The sequence below is a fragment of the Sphingomonas desiccabilis genome, assembly GCF_004135605.1.
Classification (GTDB): domain Bacteria; phylum Pseudomonadota; class Alphaproteobacteria; order Sphingomonadales; family Sphingomonadaceae; genus Sphingomonas; species Sphingomonas desiccabilis.
In genome coordinates, this window is record NZ_SDPT01000001.1 from 610,112 (window position 1) to 628,815 (window position 18,704).

The window sequence follows — 18,704 nt, forward strand, 5'->3', positions numbered from 1 at the left end:
GCCGGTGGCGATCGCCCATCCGCAGTCAGCTACTTGGGATTCAACGGATTCTTGATCCGGTCGCTTGCTGCGCTGCGGCAGCTGAGCAGGGCGGCTCCCAGGCCGTCCGCGGCGTCCCAAAAAACAAAGGCCGCCCGGTCGCCCGGACGGCCTTTGCTGAACAGACGCCGAAGCGTCTGATTACATCGCGTTGGTGGTCGCGGTGTCGTTGCCCAGCGCGGTGTCGTTCGCGAGCATGGTGTCGTTCGCGAGCATCGCGTCGTTGCCCATGGCGCCGTCAACGGCGGTCATGTTGTCGGTCATCGTGCCGTCGAGCGAGGTGTCGGTCGAGTTCAGATCGGTCACGATCGTGTTGTCGGTGGTGGTCTCGGCCGAGTCGCCGCAAGCTGCGACCATCAGCGCCGCACCGGCGACCATCGAGCTGGTAACGATCTTGGAAATGATTGCGCGCATGTAGAGCTCCCTAAACAAGTGGTTTGGCGGCTTATCTGCCGTTTAATACCCAACCAGGGATGGACATTAGTCGGTTCGCGAGCAGCCCTCAAGCGGGTTTTCGCGCGATGCGGTGAGTGACTCCAGCAACGTCGGAAATTCCAGCAAAAGTGCCGCGTCGAAGCTCTCCTGACGGGCATCCCGCCCAAGCTGTTCGAGGCTGGTTACTGGGAATTCGGGAAGGCCGCACGGCACGATCCCGCCGAAGTGGGCGAGGTCCGGAGACAGATTGACAGAAAAGCCGTGAAAAGTGACCCAGCGTCGCACGCGAACGCCGATCGCGCCGATCTTTGCCTCCTGCCCGCCATCGCGGGTCCAGATTCCGATCCGCTCGGGCACCGAGAACGCCTTTACCTCCAGCCGCGCGAGGGCGCGGATGATCCATTGCTCGACGGCGTGGACGAAGCAGCGGACGTCGCGCCCGCGCTGCGCGAGGTTCAGCATCAGATAGCCGACCCGCTGACCGGGGCCATGGTAGGTGTAGCGGCCGCCACGGCCCGCCGGATAGACCGGGAAGCGCGGGTCGAGCAGTTCGGCCGGATCGGCGCTGGTTCCCGCGGTGTAGAGCGGCGGATGCTCGACCAGCCACACCAGTTCGCCTGCGGCGCCGTCCGCGATCGCGGCTGCCCGCGCCTCCATGGTTGCCAGGGCCCGAGGATAGTCGGTGAGGCCAGGCTCGATGCGCCATTCAGGGAGCGGGGGGCGGGGCGAGGCGGGCGTGTCGGGGGTAAGCATTGGCAAGCCCCGGTAGCACAGGTACAGCCACGCGTCATGCAACCAGTGGGGAACGGGGCGCCGATGCGGGCCATGGTCGAGATGGAGCAGGTGTGGGATCGCACCGCTGCCTTCCTCCGTGCACGCCGCGCCGCGCTGGTCGCCTTGGCGCTGCCGGCACTGTTCGTGCCCGGGATGATCGGCGGGCTGGCCGAAGCTGCCGCTGCGCAGAACGTCGGCGCATCGGGCGGGGCCTGGATGCCGGTGCGGCTCGTAGCTGGGCTGCTGATGCTGTGGGCCGAGCTTGCGATCCTTGCCCTGGCCGCCGGGCTCGACAGTCCGCGCGCGGCGCTTCGTCAGGCCGGATTGCGCCTGCCGGTGGTGATCGGCTTTGCCGTTCTGTTGACCGCGCTGCTCTTGCTGCTGGCGATGCCGGCGGCGGGGATCCTCGTGGCATATGGCTTCGACTTCGTGGCCGCGGCAGCGGGCGAAAGCGTGCGGCCCAGCGTCGTCGCGACGGCATGGATCGCGCTCTACGGGCTGGTGCTGATCCCGCTGCTGCTGTGGGTCGCCGCACGGCTGAGCCTGGTGACGCCTGTCGTCCTCCAGGAACGGCGGGGGCTGGGCGCGATCGCGCGCACCGTTGCGCTGACGCGCGGCCTGGCGGCCAAGATCATCGGCATGTTCCTGCTCTACGGTATCCTGTCGATGGTGCTTACGGCTGCGGTCCGGTTCGCGGGCGGCACCATTTTTGCCGTCATCTTCGGCGGCGACGACGGCCTGGGCGTGGCGTCCGTGCTGACGTTGCTGCTCACCACCCTCGTGGAGACGGCGATGGCCGTTCTGCTGTGGGGGTTCACCGGCAAGCTCTACCTTGCGGCACGCGAACGGCAGGACGGAACGGCGGAACATCGATGAAGCTGAATATGGCCGCCGTAGTCGGCGGCGCGTGGACCCTGTGGCGGCGCGAGCGTGCGCTGCTGTTGCCACTGGCGGGTGTGTTTCTGGTGGTACCGACGATGGCGGCGACCATCTGGATGGTCGTGCCGGAGGCGTCGGATCCGGCGGCGCCGGCGGACGCTGCCACCTTGATCCAGTCGATGCAGGCCTATCTCTACGCCAATCTGCACTGGCTGCTGCTCCAGACCCTTCTCGGCCTGTTCGGAACCGGCACGATCCTGGCGCTGTTCCTCGATTCGAGCCGCCCGACGGTTGGGGGCGCGATGGGCGTGGCGCTCCGGCGGTTCCCCGCGCTTCTGGTGGCGCAGATCGCATGCCAGTTCGCGGTGGTGCTCGGGCTGATGGCGTTCGTGCTGCCCGGGCTCTATGCCGTCGGCCGTATCTTCCTGATCCCCGCGGCGATCGTCGCCGAGCCGCGGCGCAATGCGATCGAGGCCATGGCGCGCGGGCTTCAGCTTACCGCGGGCAACGGCTTCGCGCTCCTCGGGCTCCAGGCAGTCTTCTATTTCGCCGCGCAGATGGTGGTGGCGCTTGGCAGCGCCTTTACGTCCGCAGGGCAGGGCAACGCCGTCGCGGTTGCCCTGGGGGCGCTCGTCGCCGGCGTCGCGAACGGCGGGATGACGCTCGCCTATGCCCTGTTGCGAGTGTCCGCCTATGCTCAGGCGAGCGGCAGCCGCGGATAATGCGGCGCCGCGTCGGGCGAAAGGATGCCCGATGCGCGCGGATCGGCGAAGGTCTCGACGGTCCGCTTGAACGGCACGAAGCCGCTCTTGCGATAGAAGCCCAGGGCACGCGGGTGGTCGAGCGTGCAGGTGTGGACCCACAGCCGCTCCACGTCCTTGCGCCAGGCGAGGGTCAGCGCCTGTGCCATCAGCCACCGGCCCAGGCCGCGCCCGACCAGTTCCGGGACGAGGGCGAAATAGGACAGCTCGCATTCGCCCGCGCGACGGTGATCGAGTTCCAGCATGCCGACCTCGATACCCCGCGGGTCCACCGCGGCGTACACCGAGATGCCCGGATCGTGGAGGATCGCCCGCAGACGGTCGTCGTTCATCACCAGCCGCGAGAACCACAGCCACGGCTCACCGACGCGGCGGAACAGCGCCCGGTACTTGGCGAGATCCGGTTCGCGCCAGTGGACGAGCCGGAGCGGCGCGTCGGGAAGCGGGCGTAGCGGCGGCCTCGACCGCATCTCGAGCGAGGTGACGATCGTGGCGACCTCGTCGGGGCGGACCGGTATCAGCCCCACGGGATCAGCTCCAGCTCGCCATCGGCGGCAGGCTCATCAGGATCGCGTCGATGTTGCCGCCGGTCTTCAGGCCGAACAGGGTGCCGCGGTCGTAGACCAGGTTGAATTCGGCGTAGCGGCCCCGCCATTCGAGCTGCCGGACGCGGTCGGCCTCGGTGAAATCCTGATCCATCCGCCGGCGCACGAGTGCCGGGTAGATCGCGAGGAACGCCTCGCCCACGTCGCGGGTGAAGGCGAAGTTCGCGTCGAAGTCGCCTTCCAGATGGTCGTAGAAGATGCCGCCGACACCGCGATGCACGTTGCGGTGGGGGATGAAGAAATAGTCGTCCGCCCATTTTTTGAAGCGCGGATAGTGATCGGGATCGTGCCGGTCGCACGCGGCCGCCAGTGCCTGGTGGAAGTCGGCGGTGTCCTCGTCATAGGGGATCGGCGGGTTGAGGTCCGCTCCACCCCCGAACCAGCGCTTGGTTGTCACCAGGAAGCGGGTGTTCATGTGCACGGCGGGCACATGCGGGTTCGCCATGTGCGCGACCAGGCTGATGCCGGTCGCAAAAAAGGCGGGGTTCTCCCCCGCGCCGTGGATGGACTGCGCGAAGCCGCCCTCCAGCGTCCCGGCGACCGTGGAGACGTTGACGCCCACCTTCTCGAACACGCGGCCCTTCATCAACCCGCGCACGCCACCGCCGCCATGGCCTCCGGCCGAATCGACCCGGTCCCACGGGCTGTAGTCGAAGCGTGCGCCCGACCCGGCTTCGCGCTCGATCGCTTCGAATTCGGCGCAGATCCGATCGCGCAACTGCTCGAACCAAGTACGCGCGGCAAGTTGTTGGGAGTCGAGAGGTTCCATCGGGACGGCTTAGCTGCGCCGCCCGCGCGAAGTCGAGGGGCTCAGCCGAACGCCGGCCAGCCGCCGGTCTGGCGCAGCGCCTCGCCCACTACCATCGCCCCGGCGACGGCGACGTTCAGCGAGCGCATCTCCGGACGCATCGGGATGGCCACCGCAAGATCGGCGGCCGCATGCACGGCCTCCGGCACCCCCGAGCCTTCGGAGCCCAGCAGCAGCGTGTCGCTCGCCTCGAATCGCGTATCCGGCAGCGGAACCGCGCCGCGGGTGGTGAGCAGCACGAGGCGGCCGGGAAGCTGTGCGCGGAATGCGTCCCAGTCCACGTGGCGCACCACCGACGCTTGCGCCGCATAGTCCATGCCGGCGCGTGCCAGCGCACGGTCGCTCCAAGGGAAGCCCATCGGCTCGATCAGGTCGATGCCCACACCGAGGCAGGCCCCCAGCCGGAGGATGGTGCCGACGTTTCCGGCGATGTCGGGCTGAAACATTGCGATCCGCACCGCACGGCTTTGCCCTGCCTCAAACTCTTGCGCAACGAGGCCGTGTAGGGGCGCCGAGCAGGCAGCAGCTTGGGGGCAGTTGGCAAAGTGACACCCCCACGTCTATCACGTTGCGGAGGCGCCGGAGTTCAAGGCGACTTGACGCAGCCGAATAGATGGCAAGGCTGCCTGTAGTTCTGAGGCGCGTTCGCGCCGAATGGTTTGGGTGCAGGGGCAAATAGCGCATGGCGACAATAGACGAGGTTCCCCCCGGCGGAGCGACCGGCTCGCACGATGACGTGATCGAGAATCCCCGCCGACGCGATTATCTTTCCATTGGCGCGGTGGCATTTGCAGGTGTGGGCGTGGGCGTGGTCGCCCTGCCGCTCATCAACCAGATGAGCCCCTCGGCGGACGTGCTGGCGCTTTCGACCACGGAACTCGACCTGTCGGCGATTGAGCCCGGCCAGGCGATCAAGGCGTCGTTCCGCAAGCAGCCGCTGTTCGTGCGCAACCTGACCCCGCAGGAGATCGAGGCCGCCAACAAGGTGCCGCTGTCGGACCTGCGCGATCCCCAGTCGCTCGCCGAACGGACAAAGGAAGGCAAGGCCAATTGGCTCGTCACGTTGGGCGTGTGCACCCATCTGGGCTGCGTTCCGCTGGGTGCCGGCGAGGGCGAGAACAAGGGCCCGTTCGGGGGCTATTTCTGCCCGTGCCATGGCTCTGCCTATGACACGGCCGGTCGCATCCGGCAGGGGCCGGCACCGCTGAACCTGGCGGTTCCCGACTATTCGTTCACGTCCGACACCACGATCCTGGTCGGCTGAGGAGAGACACGCGATGAGCTTTCCCTGGGCCCAGCACTATGCGCCGAAGCACCCGCTGATGCAGTGGGTGGACAGCCGCCTGCCGCTGCCGCGCTTCGTCTACAACGCGATCGGCGGCGGCTATCCCGTCCCGCGCAACCTCAACTATTTCTGGAACTTCGGCATCATGGCGGGTGCCGCCCTGATGATCCAGATCGTGACCGGCATCGTGCTCGCCATGCACTATGCCGCCAACGGCGCGGTCGCGTTCGACTCGGTCGAATCGATCATGCGCGACGTCAACGCCGGCTGGTTCCTGCGCTATGCGCACGCCAACGGCGCATCGATGTTCCTGGCGGTGGTCTACATCCACATCTTCCGCGGGCTCTATTACGGCTCGTACAAGGCCCCGCGCGAAATGGTGTGGCTGCTTGGCGTGGTCATTTTCCTGCTTCTGATGGCGACCGCCTTCATGGGCTATGTGCTTCCGTGGGGGCAGATGAGCTTCTGGGGCGCACAGGTCATCACCGGCTTCTTCTCGGCGATTCCCGGCATTGGCGAGACGATCCGCATCTGGCTGCTTGGCGGCTATGCGCCGGACAACGCCGCGCTCAACCGCTTCTTCTCGCTCCACTATCTGCTGCCGTTCGTGATTCTGGGGGTCATCATCCTGCACATCTGGGCGCTGCATATCCCCGGCTCGGGCAATCCGACCGGCGTGGAGGTGAAGGCGGAGCAGGACACGGTGCCGTTCCACCCCTATTACACCGCCAAGGACGGCTTCGGCCTGGGCGTGTTCCTGATCGTGTTCGCCGCCCTGCTGTTCTTCGCGCCCAATTACCTGGGCCATGCGGACAACTACATTCCGGCCAACCCGCTCTCGACGCCCGCACACATCGTGCCGGAATGGTATTTCTGGCCGTTCTACGCGATCCTGCGCGCCTTCACCGTGGACTTCATCATCCCGGCGAAGCTGTGGGGCGTGCTGGCGATGTTCGGCTCGATCCTGCTGCTGTTCTTCCTGCCGTGGCTTGATCGCTCGCCGGTCCGTTCGGCGAACTTCCGCCCCATGTATCGCACGCTGTTCTGGGTGCTGGTGGCGGACGTGCTGGTGCTCGGCTTCTGCGGAGGTGCGCCGGCGGAACCCGCCTACATCATCGCCAGCCAGATCGCGGCGGCCTATTACTTCCTCCACTTCCTGGTGCTGGTACCGATCGTCTCCGCTCTGGAGCGTCCGCGCCCGCTGCCGAACTCGATTACCGAGGCGGTGCTGGAAGGGAAGAGCGGCTCTCGCATGCGCGAAACTGCAGTGACCGGCGCGCCGGCCGCGGCCGAATAAGGGGCATCGACTTTCATGATCTCTTCCCTTTTCCGGTTGGCGTTGCGCAACCTGAACATTCTGATCGGTCTCGCGTTCGCGGGCGTGCTGATGCTCGCGCTCATCACGACCGTCTACGGCCTGATCACCGAGCCTGCCGCACCCACCGCGGAGCATGAGTTCCACCGGGAGCACAAGCCGCTCAAGCTGGCGAGCGACGGGCCCTTCGGCCAGTTCGACCGCCAGCAGCTCCAGCGGGGCTTCCAGGTCTACAAGGAAGTCTGCGCCGCCTGCCACTCGCTCCGCCTGGTTGCGTTCCGCAACCTTGAGGACCTCGGCTACAACGAGGCCGAAGTGAAGGCGATCGCCACCCAGTGGGCGATCCAGCAGCCGAGCATCAATCCGGAGACCGGCGAGACGGCGACCCGGGCCAACATCCCCTCGGACCGCTTCCCGCTGGCCTTTGCGAACGACGTCGCCGCACGGGCTGCGAACAACAATGCGATCCCGCCGGATCTTTCGCTGATCACCAAGGCGCGAGAGGGCGGGGCGGCCTATATCTACTCGCTGCTGACCGGCTATCAGAACCAGCCGGCAGAGCTGGTGCACGAGTTCCCGGGCGCGAAGACGCCGGAAGGGCTGCATTACAACCCCTACTTCCCGAACCTGAACATCGCGATGCCGCCGCCGCTCACCAGCAACGATCAGGTGACCTATCAGGACGGCACGCGCGCGACGATCGACCAGATGGCAAAGGACGTCTCGGCGTTCCTGGTGTGGACCGCGGAGCCGAACCTGGAGACGCGACACCAGGCGGGATTGGCGACGATCCTGTTCCTGCTGATCTTCACGCTGCTGACCTTCGGCGCCTACCGCAACATCTGGCGGGGCGTGAAGCATTGACGACGACCGAGAGCGCCGCCGACGCAATCCGGCGGCGCATCCGGACGATCCCGGACTTTCCGAAGCCGGGCATCCAGTTCCGCGACATCACGACTCTGCTGCTCGACCCCGAGGGACTGCGCTTCGCCGTCGAGCAGATGGTCGCATCGGTCGAAGGGCCGATCGACCTGGTGGCGGGCATCGAAGCGCGCGGTTTCGTCTTCGCGCCGGCCGTCGCCCTCGCGCTGGGCGCGGGCGTGCTGCTGGTGCGCAAGGACGGCAAGCTGCCGGGCGCCACCATTGCCGAGGATTATGCCCTCGAATATGGCACCGATCGAATCACCATTCATGCCGATGCGTGTACCCCCGGGGCACGGGTGCTGCTGGTGGACGACCTGATCGCCACGGGTGGCACCGCACGCGCGGCGGTGCGGCTGCTGCGCAAGGCGGGCGCCACCGTCACTCAGGCAGCCTTCGTGATCGACTTGCCGGACTTGGGCGGTGCCGACGCGCTGCGGGGGGATGGCATCACCGTTCGCAGTCTGGTGGCGTACGAAGGGGACTAGGCGTCCTCGACGGCGCTGGCGGCGGCGACCTTCTGCCGCCCCAGCCGGTGCTCCCGCCAGACGATGAAGAGGCCGCTGGCGACAATGACGGGCGCGCCCAGCCACGTCGCGGATCCCGGAAGCAGGCCGAACAACAGCCAGCCGTAGAGCGTCGCCCAGACAAGGCCCGAATAATCCATCGGTACCACCACGGCGACGGGCGCATGGCGCAGCGCTGCGGTGAGGGCGATCTGGCCCATGCCGCCGACCAGGCCGATCGACACCAGGATAGCCCAGGTCGCGGCATCATGCGGCTTCAGGTTGAACGCGTAGAGCAGCGCAAGCGGCGGGAGCGACAGCAGCGAGAACCAGAACACCGTGGTTCCGCTGTTCTCCGTCCGCCCGAGCTGGCGCAGCAGGATGGCGACGATCGCCACGAACAGCGCGGCGAGGAGCCCGACGACCGTGCCGAAGGGCGTGACAGGATGCCCTGCACCGGGCTGCGCCACGATCAGTACCCCCGCAAAGCCCACCAGTACGGCACTCCACCGCTGCCAGCCGGTGGGCTCGCGCAGTACCAGCGCGCCGAGGATCGTCGCAAAGATCGGCACGGTGAACTGGAAGGTGGTCGCCTCCGCCAGCGGCAGCAGCAGCACCGAGCCGAAGGTGAACACCATGCCGAGGAGCCCGACTGCCGAGCGGCCCAGATGGGCACCGAAGCGCCGGGTGCGAAGCGTCGCCAAGCCCGGTCCCATCGCCACGAAGGCGACGACCACGGGCAGCGCGCAGAACTGGCGCCAGAACATGGTTTCGAACAGCGTCGCGCCCCGCACCTCGGCGAGCTTCACCAGCGCCGACATGGTCGAGAGGAAGAAGATCGCGAGCAGCCGCAGGCCCACGCCCTTGAGGATGGTATCGCCCGGCATGTCGCGGCTGTAGGTGGCGGAGGAACCGGGCACAACCGCGGCGGGTGAGCGGCCCGATGGTCCGCCTCTTGTGAGGCTGAGTTTAGTGTGCCGCTCCAGGAACTAGCGAGCGGGGTCGCCGGGCTCGCGGGGGCGCCAGTCTCAAGCGCTGGGGTGACCGGGTGACCGGGCGTCCGCGGCTTGCGCATTCAAGCTGGAGCTTCAGGCTCGGATGATCGACAGGGAAATCTCGAGCTTGGCTTTCCAGGACATCGCTTTCCCCCAAATCTTCAAGGTTACGCATCCATCTCGGAGGAGTGATTTGCACGGCTCATCCGGTACGGAGATAGTGCAGGGTGGAGGCGCGTGTTGCACCTCAAAGAGTGTCCATACTGGAACGAGTACGCTCAAGATCTCAGCAGCATGCGAAAACTCCCGCCGATGTGGAGGTAGATCAAATCGCTGATAGTGGCGCGCCCGTGCACAAAGCGCGAACGATTGACTCACGATAGCTGTTGGGGCGCAGAGTGCAGTTCAGGTTGCTGGTGTCCGGTGCGCTCGCTTGCTTTCCGCGTCCGGAGTTCAGCGATGCTCTGGTAAGCTATGACATCATAACGCCGATCGCGGCGCTTGGGCTCATTGAGAGGATCCACTGGAAGCCGGCGATCCGCTGGCGCATCCGAATGATCCATCTGCTCGCGCCCGTTCGGACCATTGACCTTGTGGGACCAAGGGGCGTCATGCGGGCGCTTGAGGCGCCGTGTTGGGCCCTGGACATCGGCTTCGAACTGACCCTGCGCGCCGGGCCGCGGGACAGCATCGATGCGCATGAGTCGATGTTTCTTCGCAAAGCGCGGCGCCTCGATCCCGAAAGCGGCTATTTAGGGCTGCTCGAGCTTCCGGCGACCCTGAAGCTCGTTTCCGTCCATACCTCGCTGGACAGCGCCTTCGATGGCCCGGCGCAACTGGATCTGGGTTGGCTGCCGTTCGAGCGAGTCCCGAAGGATCCCCGCCGCTTTCGCTACTTCCGGGCGCAGGCCGTCGATGGGGTAGTGACGCTCCCCCGGCAAGGAGAGGGTGTGTTCAGCTGAGACCGGGACTAGGCCGCCGCCTGTGCCCGCCACTCCCGGTACCACTCGACGAATCTCGCCACGCCGGTTTCGATCGGCGTGTCGGGCGTGTAGCCTGTGAGCGCGTGCAACAGCGTCGGATCCGCATAGGTGCGCGGCACGTCGCCGGCCTGCATGTCCATCATGTTGAGCTTGGCACTGCGGCCGGTCGCATGCTCGACTGTCCGGATGAAGTCCATCAGCGGGGTAGGCTGGCCGCCGCCGATGTTGACCACCCGGAACGGCGCCTGGTGCGATAGCGCGTCGATCGCTGCCTCGCCGACGACGCGGTTCTCTTCTGCGGGAGGGATGTCCACGAGCCGCACCACCGCCTCGATCAGATCGTCGACATAGGTGAAGTCCCGCGCCATCTGACCATGGCCGTATACGTCGATCGGCCGATCGTTCAGGATCGCGTCCGTGAACTTGAACAGCGCCATGTCGGGCCTGCCCCACGGGCCATAGACCGTGAAGAAGCGGAACATGGTGCTCGGAACCCCGAACAGATGGGCGTAACTGTGCGCCATCGCCTCCATGCCCTTCTTGGTCGCGGCATAGAGGCTCAGCGGTTCGTCCGCGCGATGGGATTCGCTAAACGGCACCGTCGGATTCGCGCCATAGATTGACGATGTCGATGCCATCAGCAGATGCTGTGGCTGGAGCGCGCGGGCGAGCTCCAGCACATTCCAGGAGCCGGTCAGATTGCTCTCGACGTAGGTGCCGGGCGCCTCGATCGAGTATCGCACGCCTGCCTGGGCAGCCAGGTGGATGATCACCTCCGGCTCCGCGATCTCGGCGGCCTGATAGAGCGCGGACCGGTCCTCCAGCATCCCCTCTACCATGCGGAACCGGTCGGACCGGGCGAGCATGGCGTTGCGGGCCTGCTTCAGGCGCACGTCGTAGTAACGCGTCATGCCGTCGAAGCCGGTGACGTCGTGCCCATCCGCCAGCAGACGGCGCGCCAGATGGAACCCGATGAAACCGGCGGTGCCGGTGATCAGGTACCGCATCAGTCGACCGTCGCTTCCGCCGGAGCCGCCTCACTGTCGGTCGCAGGCTTCGCGTGCCCCGGCCGACCTACGCCGCAATAGGTGAAGCCGGCCGCCTCGACCGCCTCGGGGCGGTAGATGTTGCGCAGATCGACCAGCACCGGCTGTGTCATGATGCGGCGCAGCCGCTTGAGGTCGAGCGCGCGGAAGGCATCCCATTCCGTCACGATCACGACCGCGCACGCGCCCTCCGCGGCGGCATAGGCCGAGTCGGTGTAGACGATGTCCGGCATCAGCCTGCGGGCGGCGTCCATGCCCTCCGGATCATAGGCTCGCACAGTGGCGCCGGCGTCCTCGAGCACCTGGACGATCGCAAGCGAAGGCGAATCGCGCATGTCGTCGGTGTTGGGCTTGAAGGTGAGGCCGAGCAGCGCGATCGACTTGCCGCGGACATCGCCGCCCAGTGCGGCGATGACCTTGCGCGCCATCGCGCGCTTGCGCGTGTCGTTCACGGCGACCGTCGTCTCGATGAGCCGTACCGGCGCTTCATAATCCTGCGCCGTTTTGACCAGCGCCAGCGTGTCCTTGGGGAAGCAGGATCCGCCGTAGCCGGGGCCTGCGTGCAGGAATTTGGATCCGATCCGGTTGTCGAGGCCGATGCCACGCGACACGTCCTTCACGTCCGCACCGACCTTTTCACACAGGTCCGCGATCTCATTGATGAAGGTGATCTTCATCGCGAGGAAGGCGTTGGCGGCGTACTTGATCAGCTCGCTGGTGCGCCGGCCGGTGAACAGCACCGGGGAGCGATTGAGGAACAGGGGACGGTAGACCTCCTCCATCGGCGCGCGCGCGCGCTCGTCCTCGATGCCCACGACGATGCGGTCCGGCCGCTTGAAATCCTCGATCGCCGCGCCCTCGCGCAGGAACTCGGGGTTGGATGCGACCGCGAACTCGGCCCCGGGGTTCACCTCGGCGATGATGCGCTCGACCTCGTCACCGGTGCCGACGGGTACGGTCGACTTCGTGACGACCACGGTGAAGCCCCGAATCGCGGCGCCGATTTCGCGCGCGGCGGCATAGACATAGGAGAGGTCGGCGTGGCCATCGCCACGACGGGAAGGGGTGCCGACGCCGATGAACACCACGTCGGCCTCCGCCACCGGCGTGGCCAATTCGGTGGTGAACGAGAGACGACCGGCCGCGACATTGCGCGCGACGAGCTGGTCCAGGCCTGGCTCATAAATAGGAATGCCGCCCGCGCGCAGCTTGGCGATCTTTGCCTCGTCCTTGTCGACGCAGACCACGTCGTGACCGAAATCGGCGAAGCAGGCCCCGGACACCAGGCCGACATATCCCGATCCAATCATGACAATGCGCATGAATTTTCCTTCGCGTTGTACGCTAATATTCGTTCGGGTATTTACGCAGATCATGCCCAATCACAACGTGAATTTACCACACCGACTGGATTGGTAGGGGCAAAGGCAGCCTCCCATGAGCACGATCTTGGTCATTCATTAAAAATGTCGGAATAGTTAAGGGAAGAGGTTTGCAGCATTTCCGGCCAGAGAACATCGCGACATCGATCACGACGCACACGATCGGCAATGGAGGGCAGCCGCCCATAATGCCAGCGGCAACTACGCCGTCCGTGCGACTAGCACGCCAAGGCCGGGCAGGATAGAATATGGGGTTCGATTTCGATTGCAGGCCTGATGTCCAAAGGGACCATGCACTCATCCGGTACATGACGGTGGGAAGTTGGGGCGAAGCTGTAGCTGAATGCGGACGACGGGTCTGACCGGCGCCTCCGCGGCAAGCCGGCAGGCGCTTCATTCAATGTCGTGATCCCCTTTCGTTCTGCTGCCGTTTGACTCATGGAGTCTATCATGCCGATCCGTCCGGAACATCGCTGGCTCTATCCGATCGATTGGCGCGAGCTTTCGACCTTTGTCCGGTTTCAGCGCGCTAAGGGGTGCTGCGAGCATTGCGGACGGCCACATGGGGCACGGGTGCAGCATCTCGGCGATGGCCGCTGGTATGACGAGGAGCGGCGGTACTGGCGAGACGCGCGCGGCCGGCGCGTGCGTGGGCTTGCGTCCCCGGACCGCTTGCCGGAACAACTGCGCATGATCGAGATCGCAGGCGAGACGATGCTGCCACGCACGCGGGTGGTGCTCGCCAGCGCGCATCTGGATCATAATCCCGGCAACAACCATCAGCGCAACCTTGCTGCTCTGTGCCAGCGCTGCCACCTGGCACATGACCGCCCCGAACACCGCCGTCAGCGCTGGAGAACGCTGTTTCGTCGCCGTGCGTCAGGGGACTTGTTTCTGGGCAGCTACCGATAACGGGTGGGCAGCGCGCCTGCGTTGCCGCAGCCCCGCCGGACGTACTTCCTAGCCGGAGCGTCCCACCCATTTCCGGACGGCTTCGAGGAGTTTGGTTCTCATCACAGCTGCGGCACGTGCAACGCTGTGCCCGCCGCATCGAAAATTTCCCGTCCCGGACGGCAGCGCACCATGGCGATTAGGGGCGATTGACCCTAGAAGGCGCCCTATGCAGCGCGGGCGGGTCGCCGACAGCTCGCGCCCGCTAGTCTCCGACATAAAGCGCCCGAGTGCTGAAAAACGCCAAACCACGTTCCCCGTCGCATTGCTGGACCGCCGCGCTTGAGGTGACCGCATACCACCAAGTAGGGCGCTTGAGCCATCCCGCCGCTGCTTGCGGTTTCCGCGCTTCTGAAAAAATAGCAGCTCGTTCCTGGTCATGCGGCGATTGGCCGCGGGTAAAGCGGTCTTAGGCTCGCTGAGCCCAACCCGCACCGAGCGCTTCAGAGACGGCTTGGTTGATCGGAAAATCATACTCGAAAGCACGAATGTTCGGATCCGGATGCCGCCTTCCCCTTCGTCACCTCCCCACCGGGCTGTGCGAATTCGTGCTTTCGAGTAGAAATAGCCCATGACCAAAACGCCCCCCGCCCCACGCGCCAAGAGCGGCAAGCCCCAGGCCAAGGCCAAGCCCCAGCCCAAAGCCAAGCCGGTGCCGCAGGGCGAGCTGTTCCTGCTCGACAGTCCCCTGCAGGGCGAGATCCGCGGCGAGCGGTCGCTGATGGCCTTTCCGTTCTTTGCGCTCGCCAAGAACGCATGGATGAAGCCGCTCGCCTACAATACCGAACGCGTCTCGATCGAGGTGCGGCCCAGTGCCAGCGGCGTTGCCACCATCTATGACAAGGAAATCGTCCTCTACATCGCCAGTTTGATGGCGGCCAAGATCGAGGCGGGCGAGGACGTCGCGCAGGATTTCGTCTTCACCGCGCACGATCTGTTCAGCGTGACGGGCAGCAACCATTCGGCGCGGTCCTATGGCCGGCTGTCCGAGGCGCTGGAGCGGCTGCAGGGCACGCAGATCAAGACCAACATCGAAGCCGGCGGCGAAGGCGAGGAAGGTTTCTTCTCCTGGCTGTCGGAAGCGAGGCTGCATTATTCCAAGACGCGGACCGGCGAGCGGCGGCTGAAGGCGGTCAAGGTGCGGCTGTGCGACTGGCTGTTTCGCGCGATTTTGCGCGACCGGCAGGTGCTCAACTATGCGCACGCCTATTTCCAGCTGGGGCCGATCGAGCGGCGGATCTATGAAGTAGCGCGCTCGACCTGCGACAGCGAGGGCATGGAGGTCGATCTCGCCACCTTCCGCCTCCAGATCGGCTATCAGAACCCGCTGGCGAACTTCCGCAACGCGCTCAAGCAGATCGCCGCGACCAATGCGATCCCCGACTATCAGCTCGAGCTGGTCGAGACCGTGGCTGCGGCCGAGCCCGGCCGGCGGGGGCGCAAGTCCAACCCGGTGCGCGTCGTCATCACCCCGCGCCTGCCCGAGCTTGGCGGCGAATCGGCCGAATCACCCGAATCGGCGCCGGAAGCGGCCGAGCCGGTCGCCTGATTTCCTACTCGAAAGCACGAATTGCCGGGCGAATTGCTACTCGAAAGCACGAATCCGTTGGACATTTTCTATCCGAAAGCACGAACTTTTTTGTGCTTTCCTACTCGAAAGCACGAACCGTAAACCCTTCCGACGCGCCGGCTTTGCTGCGAAAATCGGACTCGGTCGGCGCTGGTGCCGGCCACAGGATCGGAAAGCGGCTGTGACCCCATAAAGAAACGCCCGGCACGAAGGCCGGGCATCCCAGGTTTGATGGAGCGACGTCGCCAAACGTCGACCCGAGGTGTCACGAACCTCCTCCAGATACGCCTGTTCGAACTCCGGTTCAAGGATGCGCGTTTCGCGCCACGCCCTCTTTTTGTCTGGTCCCAGCCCCATCGAGGGGATGGAAGATGACGGCGTTTACCCTGGGGGAAGCGACCGCGCTGGCGCTCGGCGGGTTCTGCGGCGGCACCGCGCGCCGAAAACCCGCGCGCTCAGGCGCGCCGCATCGCACCGGCGCGCCGGTGCTGCGCGACAGCGTCGAGGCGGGAAGCTTCGAGGAGCATTTCTTTGCGGTCCCCGCCAAGGGCGAGACCGACCGGCTGCTGCGCATGGCACGTGCGGCGCTCGATGCCGGCCGCCGGCTCAAGCGCGCGGTGCGGGTTGAAGGGCGCACCCTGTCCGCGGCCGAGCGCGCGATCGCCGGCATGACTGCGGGCGCGGTGCGCGTGTACGAGGAGCTGCTGACGCTCGCGCGCCTCAACCGGGGCCGCGTCTACCCCAGCTACGACCATCTCGCCGCCGCCACCGCGCTCGGCCGCGCCACCGTCGCGCGTGCGCTGCACATCCTGGAGAACGCCGGCTTCCTGGTTCGCCAGCGCCGTTTTCAGCGGGTCGAAGGCGACGGGCCCGGTCCGCGCTACGAGCAGACCTCCAACGCCTATCGCCCCACCCTGCCCCAGCGGCTGCTGGCGCATCTGCCGCGCTGGCTGCGCCCGGCGCCCTTGCCGGATGATGTCGTGCACCAGGCAGCGGCCCGTGCCGAGGAGCAGGCCGCGATGCGTGCGCAGCTGACGTGCCGCGAACTGGCGGAGGTTACGGTCGGCGGCGCGCTCGGCAAGGTGCTCGCCAAGCTCGGCGCCCGGATCGATGGTCAGGAGCGTGAGTCTCAAAACCATCCGCAACCGCTCTTCCAATCTAGTTCAAAAGAAATGGAAGTCGCCGACCTAGCCGGTCGCCGGCGTCTGACCTGACGGCCCAATGCCGAAAGCATCCCACCTGATCACCGAACCTCCACTAGCCGCACTGTCGAAGCGCCGGCTACGCCGCCGCAGTGCTCCCCGACGGGAGCAAGCGGCCAAGGCAGGACCAATCACGCCTGGTGCGCATGCGGAACGCTGCGGAATCGCGACATTTCGTGTTGGACTGTCGATTTGTAGACATGTAGGATAGTCGTCATGCCGACGATCGCCATCATCAGCCAGAAGGGAGGCGCGGGGAAAACCACTCTGTCGCTGCACCTGGCCGCCGCCGCCCAGGATGCCGGCCGCGTCTCGCTCATCATCGACACCGATCCCCAGGCGACCGCCAGCCAATGGGCGGCGTGGCGCCAGGACGCGCCGCCCGAAGTGATTGACAGCCCGCCGCCCAGGCTCGCGGCCAAGGTCACGCAAGCCCAGGGGCAGGGGGCCGAGGTGGTCGTGATCGACACGCCGCCGCATGCCGACAGCGCCGCACGCGCCGCCGTCGAGATCGCCGACCTGGTGCTGATCCCGTGCCGGCCGAGCGCCTTCGACCTGTCCGCGATCCAGACCACCGCCAAGCTCGTCCAGCTGCTGCGCAAGCCCGCGTTCGTGGTCTTCACCGCCGGCCCGCCCAATGCGCCGCGCATCTACCAGGAGGCCGGCGAGCTGGTGGAGAGCTTCGGTACGCCACCGTGTCCCGTGCTGCTGCCCGATCGCGCCGCCTATCGCCACGCCAGCGCCGAAGGCCGCACCGTCATGGAGCTGGAGCCCGCCGGCAAGGCGGCCGAGGAGGTGCGTGAACTCTACAAGTGGACGTGTCGACAACTCTACATGCCGACGCCCCGTTTCAAGAAGAAGGTCGCCGCATGAGCCGCAAGCCCAGTTTCGCCAATCTGCGCGGGGCTGCCGCACCGGCAGCACCCGCCGCGGCGGTCTCGCCCCTGGCCGCCCCGCCGGAAGCCGAGCAGGGCAGGGCGGCAACGCCACGCCCGGCAAGCCGCGAGGGCCGCAAGCAGATCGCCGGCTTCTTCAGCCCCGAAATGTCGCTGGCGATGCACATGCTCGCCCGCCGCCAGGGCCGCAGCCTCCAGGCGCTGATGGCCGAGGCGTTTAACGACGTGCTGCGCAAGCATGGCGAGAGCCCGCTGGGGGACTGACGTGATGCAGGATCGAGAAGCCCTGGTCGCGCTTGACGCTTCGATCGCGCGTGGCATGGCCGACTGGGAGGAAGGCCGGACAAGGCCCGCCGCGGCGGTGTTCGACCGACTGGAGGTGAAATACGGCGCTGCGACAGGCAGCGCCGGTGACTGTCCACCTCACGGCCAAGGCGCGCGCGACATTGAGGATGCTCGCGACCATCCTACGCGCGCAGGAGTATGGCGCAATTCTTCTCCCCTAGAGGCAGCAGTCGCAGCGCTGCAGGGAACTGCGCCTACAGGTGCTGTCCTTCATCCATGCGCTGGTGCGGGATGCGGATGACGGCGATGCCGTAGCGTGTCGGTCGGAAGTAGAGGACATCCTGTCCGACACTGCGCCGCCAGATAGCCCCGGACAAATGTGGGCGCAGCCTTGCGCCTGCGGCGGCGCTTCGGCCAGATCGGCGCAGGCGGCTTCGATGCGGTCGGTGTAGCGCATCGCCTGGCCGGGCCCCAATGCACCACGCTATCGTCGAACACCCCATCAAGGTCGTGCTGCGCCCTGGGGGTGAGACGATATTCAGCCATGCTGTCGGCTTTACGCCGCTTGAACGCGGCGAAATCAAACGGCTCCGGCTCGCCGCTTTGCTCCCCTTCGATCAGCGCCTGGTGGATGCGCTCGATCTCGGGGCCGCGCTCCTGCTCGCGCCGGATGAGGTCTTGGATCGCCTCGCTGTCCTTGGTGTAGCTGCCGGCATCAACCTGGGCGGCGATCCACGCATTCTGCTGATCGGTCAGGGTGATGGTCTTTCGCACGGTCGCCATGCCTGCCTCCATAGGGATCATACTATCAGTGCAGTTTAGCATAGGTCGGCCACAGGCGAAGGTTTGCCCAAGACGGAGATCCCATCCCTCCACTAGCCCAAGCCAGCGGACTTCATTCCAGCGACATGTATAAATGTCGACACGTATGCATGTCGGAAGCGGTGGCGATATGTGACGGAAAAGACGCAAGTTTCGTTCGTCTGAGCCGTGCGCAGCTTGCGCATGGACAAGCTTTGAAGCTTGCGAATAGGCTCCTGTTTCGGGCGCACGAACAAGCGCCGCG

The 18,704-nt window shown here is 66.1% G+C and carries 21 protein-coding genes; 12 read left to right on the forward strand and 9 right to left on the reverse strand.

Features of this window, described 5'->3' with window-relative positions:
* Nucleotides 1-180: 180 nt before the first annotated feature.
* Together EO081_RS02860 and lipB are read right to left on the reverse strand one after the other, a co-directional pair.
* Nucleotides 181-453: a hypothetical protein gene (locus EO081_RS02860; protein WP_129340419.1), complete on the reverse strand. Its 273-nt coding sequence runs from the start codon at nt 451-453 to the stop codon at nt 181-183.
* A gap of 66 nt (nt 454-519) precedes the next feature.
* Nucleotides 520-1,227: a lipoyl(octanoyl) transferase LipB gene (lipB, locus tag EO081_RS02865; RefSeq protein WP_129340420.1), complete on the reverse strand. Its 708-nt coding sequence runs from the start codon at nt 1,225-1,227 to the stop codon at nt 520-522.
* Nucleotides 1,228-1,290: 63 nt separating this feature from the next.
* On the opposite strand from lipB, the gene EO081_RS02870 reads away from it, so the two are divergent.
* A complete protein-coding gene (locus EO081_RS02870) occupies nt 1,291-2,124 on the forward strand; it encodes a hypothetical protein (protein ID WP_129340421.1) in 834 nt (277 codons plus the stop codon).
* On the forward strand, nt 2,121-2,849 hold the full coding sequence (locus EO081_RS02875; RefSeq protein WP_129340422.1) for a hypothetical protein: 729 nt from the start codon (nt 2,121-2,123) through the stop codon (nt 2,847-2,849). The genes EO081_RS02870 and EO081_RS02875 overlap by 4 nt, the downstream gene beginning before the upstream one ends.
* Here EO081_RS02875 and EO081_RS02880 read toward each other — a convergent pair.
* The 3 genes from EO081_RS02880 to EO081_RS02890 are packed head-to-tail and all read right to left on the reverse strand — an operon-like array spanning nt 2,825 to nt 4,759.
* Nucleotides 2,825-3,415: a GNAT family N-acetyltransferase gene (locus EO081_RS02880; RefSeq protein WP_129340423.1), complete on the reverse strand. Its 591-nt coding sequence runs from the start codon at nt 3,413-3,415 to the stop codon at nt 2,825-2,827. The two genes, EO081_RS02875 and EO081_RS02880, sit on opposite strands and share 25 nt — an antisense overlap.
* A 4-nt stretch (nt 3,416-3,419) precedes the next feature.
* Nucleotides 3,420-4,262 carry an oxygen-dependent coproporphyrinogen oxidase gene (gene hemF / locus EO081_RS02885; RefSeq protein WP_129340424.1) on the reverse strand — a complete coding sequence of 281 codons (843 nt, stop codon included), beginning with the start codon at nt 4,260-4,262 and terminating at the stop codon, nt 3,420-3,422.
* A 41-nt stretch (nt 4,263-4,303) separates the two neighbouring features.
* Nucleotides 4,304-4,759: a tRNA (cytidine(34)-2'-O)-methyltransferase gene (locus tag EO081_RS02890; protein ID WP_183947809.1), complete on the reverse strand. Its 456-nt coding sequence runs from the start codon at nt 4,757-4,759 to the stop codon at nt 4,304-4,306.
* A 224-nt stretch (nt 4,760-4,983) separates the two neighbouring features.
* On the opposite strand from EO081_RS02890, the gene petA reads away from it, so the two are divergent.
* The 4 genes from petA to EO081_RS02910 are packed head-to-tail and all read left to right on the forward strand — an operon-like array spanning nt 4,984 to nt 8,310.
* Nucleotides 4,984-5,565 carry a ubiquinol-cytochrome c reductase iron-sulfur subunit gene (gene petA, locus EO081_RS02895; RefSeq protein ID WP_129340426.1) on the forward strand — a complete coding sequence of 194 codons (582 nt, stop codon included), beginning with the start codon at nt 4,984-4,986 and terminating at the stop codon, nt 5,563-5,565.
* A 13-nt stretch (nt 5,566-5,578) separates the two neighbouring features.
* A complete protein-coding gene (locus EO081_RS02900; RefSeq protein WP_129340427.1) occupies nt 5,579-6,883 on the forward strand; it encodes a cytochrome b in 1,305 nt (434 codons plus the stop codon).
* Nucleotides 6,884-6,898: 15 nt separating this feature from the next.
* Nucleotides 6,899-7,765: a cytochrome c1 gene (locus EO081_RS02905; protein ID WP_129340428.1), complete on the forward strand. Its 867-nt coding sequence runs from the start codon at nt 6,899-6,901 to the stop codon at nt 7,763-7,765.
* Complete coding sequence (locus tag EO081_RS02910; RefSeq protein ID WP_129340429.1) at nt 7,762-8,310, forward strand: adenine phosphoribosyltransferase; 549 nt, start codon at nt 7,762-7,764, stop codon at nt 8,308-8,310. Before EO081_RS02905 ends, EO081_RS02910 begins: the two co-directional genes overlap by 4 nt.
* On the opposite strand, the gene EO081_RS02915 is transcribed toward EO081_RS02910, so the two are convergent.
* Complete coding sequence (locus tag EO081_RS02915) at nt 8,307-9,215, reverse strand: DMT family transporter (protein WP_129340430.1); 909 nt, start codon at nt 9,213-9,215, stop codon at nt 8,307-8,309. The two genes, EO081_RS02910 and EO081_RS02915, sit on opposite strands and share 4 nt — an antisense overlap.
* A gap of 506 nt (nt 9,216-9,721) precedes the next feature.
* Here EO081_RS02915 and cas5 point away from each other — a divergent pair.
* Nucleotides 9,722-10,285, forward strand: coding sequence for a CRISPR-associated protein Cas5 (cas5, locus tag EO081_RS02920; RefSeq protein ID WP_165284463.1), 564 nt, complete (start codon nt 9,722-9,724; stop codon nt 10,283-10,285).
* Nucleotides 10,286-10,293: 8 nt separating this feature from the next.
* Here cas5 and EO081_RS02925 read toward each other — a convergent pair whose 3' ends face one another.
* Together EO081_RS02925 and EO081_RS02930 are read right to left on the reverse strand one after the other, a co-directional pair.
* Nucleotides 10,294-11,313, reverse strand: a complete 1,020-nt coding sequence (locus tag EO081_RS02925; RefSeq protein WP_129340432.1) for an NAD-dependent epimerase — start codon at nt 11,311-11,313, stop codon at nt 10,294-10,296.
* Nucleotides 11,313-12,674 carry a UDP-glucose dehydrogenase family protein gene (locus EO081_RS02930; protein WP_129340433.1) on the reverse strand — a complete coding sequence of 454 codons (1,362 nt, stop codon included), beginning with the start codon at nt 12,672-12,674 and terminating at the stop codon, nt 11,313-11,315. Before EO081_RS02930 ends, EO081_RS02925 begins: the two co-directional genes overlap by 1 nt.
* Nucleotides 12,675-13,184: 510 nt before the next feature.
* Here EO081_RS02930 and EO081_RS02935 point away from each other — a divergent pair.
* The 5 genes from EO081_RS02935 to EO081_RS02955 all read left to right on the forward strand — a co-directional run bounded on the left by EO081_RS02935 (nt 13,185) and on the right by EO081_RS02955 (nt 17,617).
* Nucleotides 13,185-13,646 (forward strand): hypothetical protein, encoded by a 462-nt coding sequence (locus tag EO081_RS02935; RefSeq protein WP_129340434.1) that lies wholly within the window; start codon nt 13,185-13,187, stop codon nt 13,644-13,646.
* Nucleotides 13,647-14,256: 610 nt separating this feature from the next.
* Nucleotides 14,257-15,234 (forward strand): replication initiator protein A, encoded by a 978-nt coding sequence (locus tag EO081_RS02940; RefSeq protein ID WP_129340435.1) that lies wholly within the window; start codon nt 14,257-14,259, stop codon nt 15,232-15,234.
* A gap of 392 nt (nt 15,235-15,626) precedes the next feature.
* A complete protein-coding gene (locus EO081_RS02945; protein WP_129340436.1) occupies nt 15,627-16,469 on the forward strand; it encodes a helix-turn-helix domain-containing protein in 843 nt (280 codons plus the stop codon).
* Between the two features lie 204 nt (nt 16,470-16,673).
* Complete coding sequence (gene parA, locus EO081_RS02950; protein ID WP_129340437.1) at nt 16,674-17,330, forward strand: ParA family partition ATPase; 657 nt, start codon at nt 16,674-16,676, stop codon at nt 17,328-17,330.
* Entirely contained in the window at nt 17,327-17,617 is a 291-nt protein-coding gene (locus EO081_RS02955; protein ID WP_129340438.1) for a ribbon-helix-helix domain-containing protein, read from the forward strand. The genes parA and EO081_RS02955 overlap by 4 nt, the downstream gene beginning before the upstream one ends.
* 291 nt (nt 17,618-17,908) lie before the next feature.
* Here EO081_RS02955 and EO081_RS16990 read toward each other — a convergent pair whose 3' ends face one another.
* Complete coding sequence (locus EO081_RS16990) at nt 17,909-18,421, reverse strand: type II toxin-antitoxin system ParD family antitoxin (RefSeq protein WP_240697516.1); 513 nt, start codon at nt 18,419-18,421, stop codon at nt 17,909-17,911.
* Between the last annotated feature and the right edge of the window lie 283 nt (nt 18,422-18,704).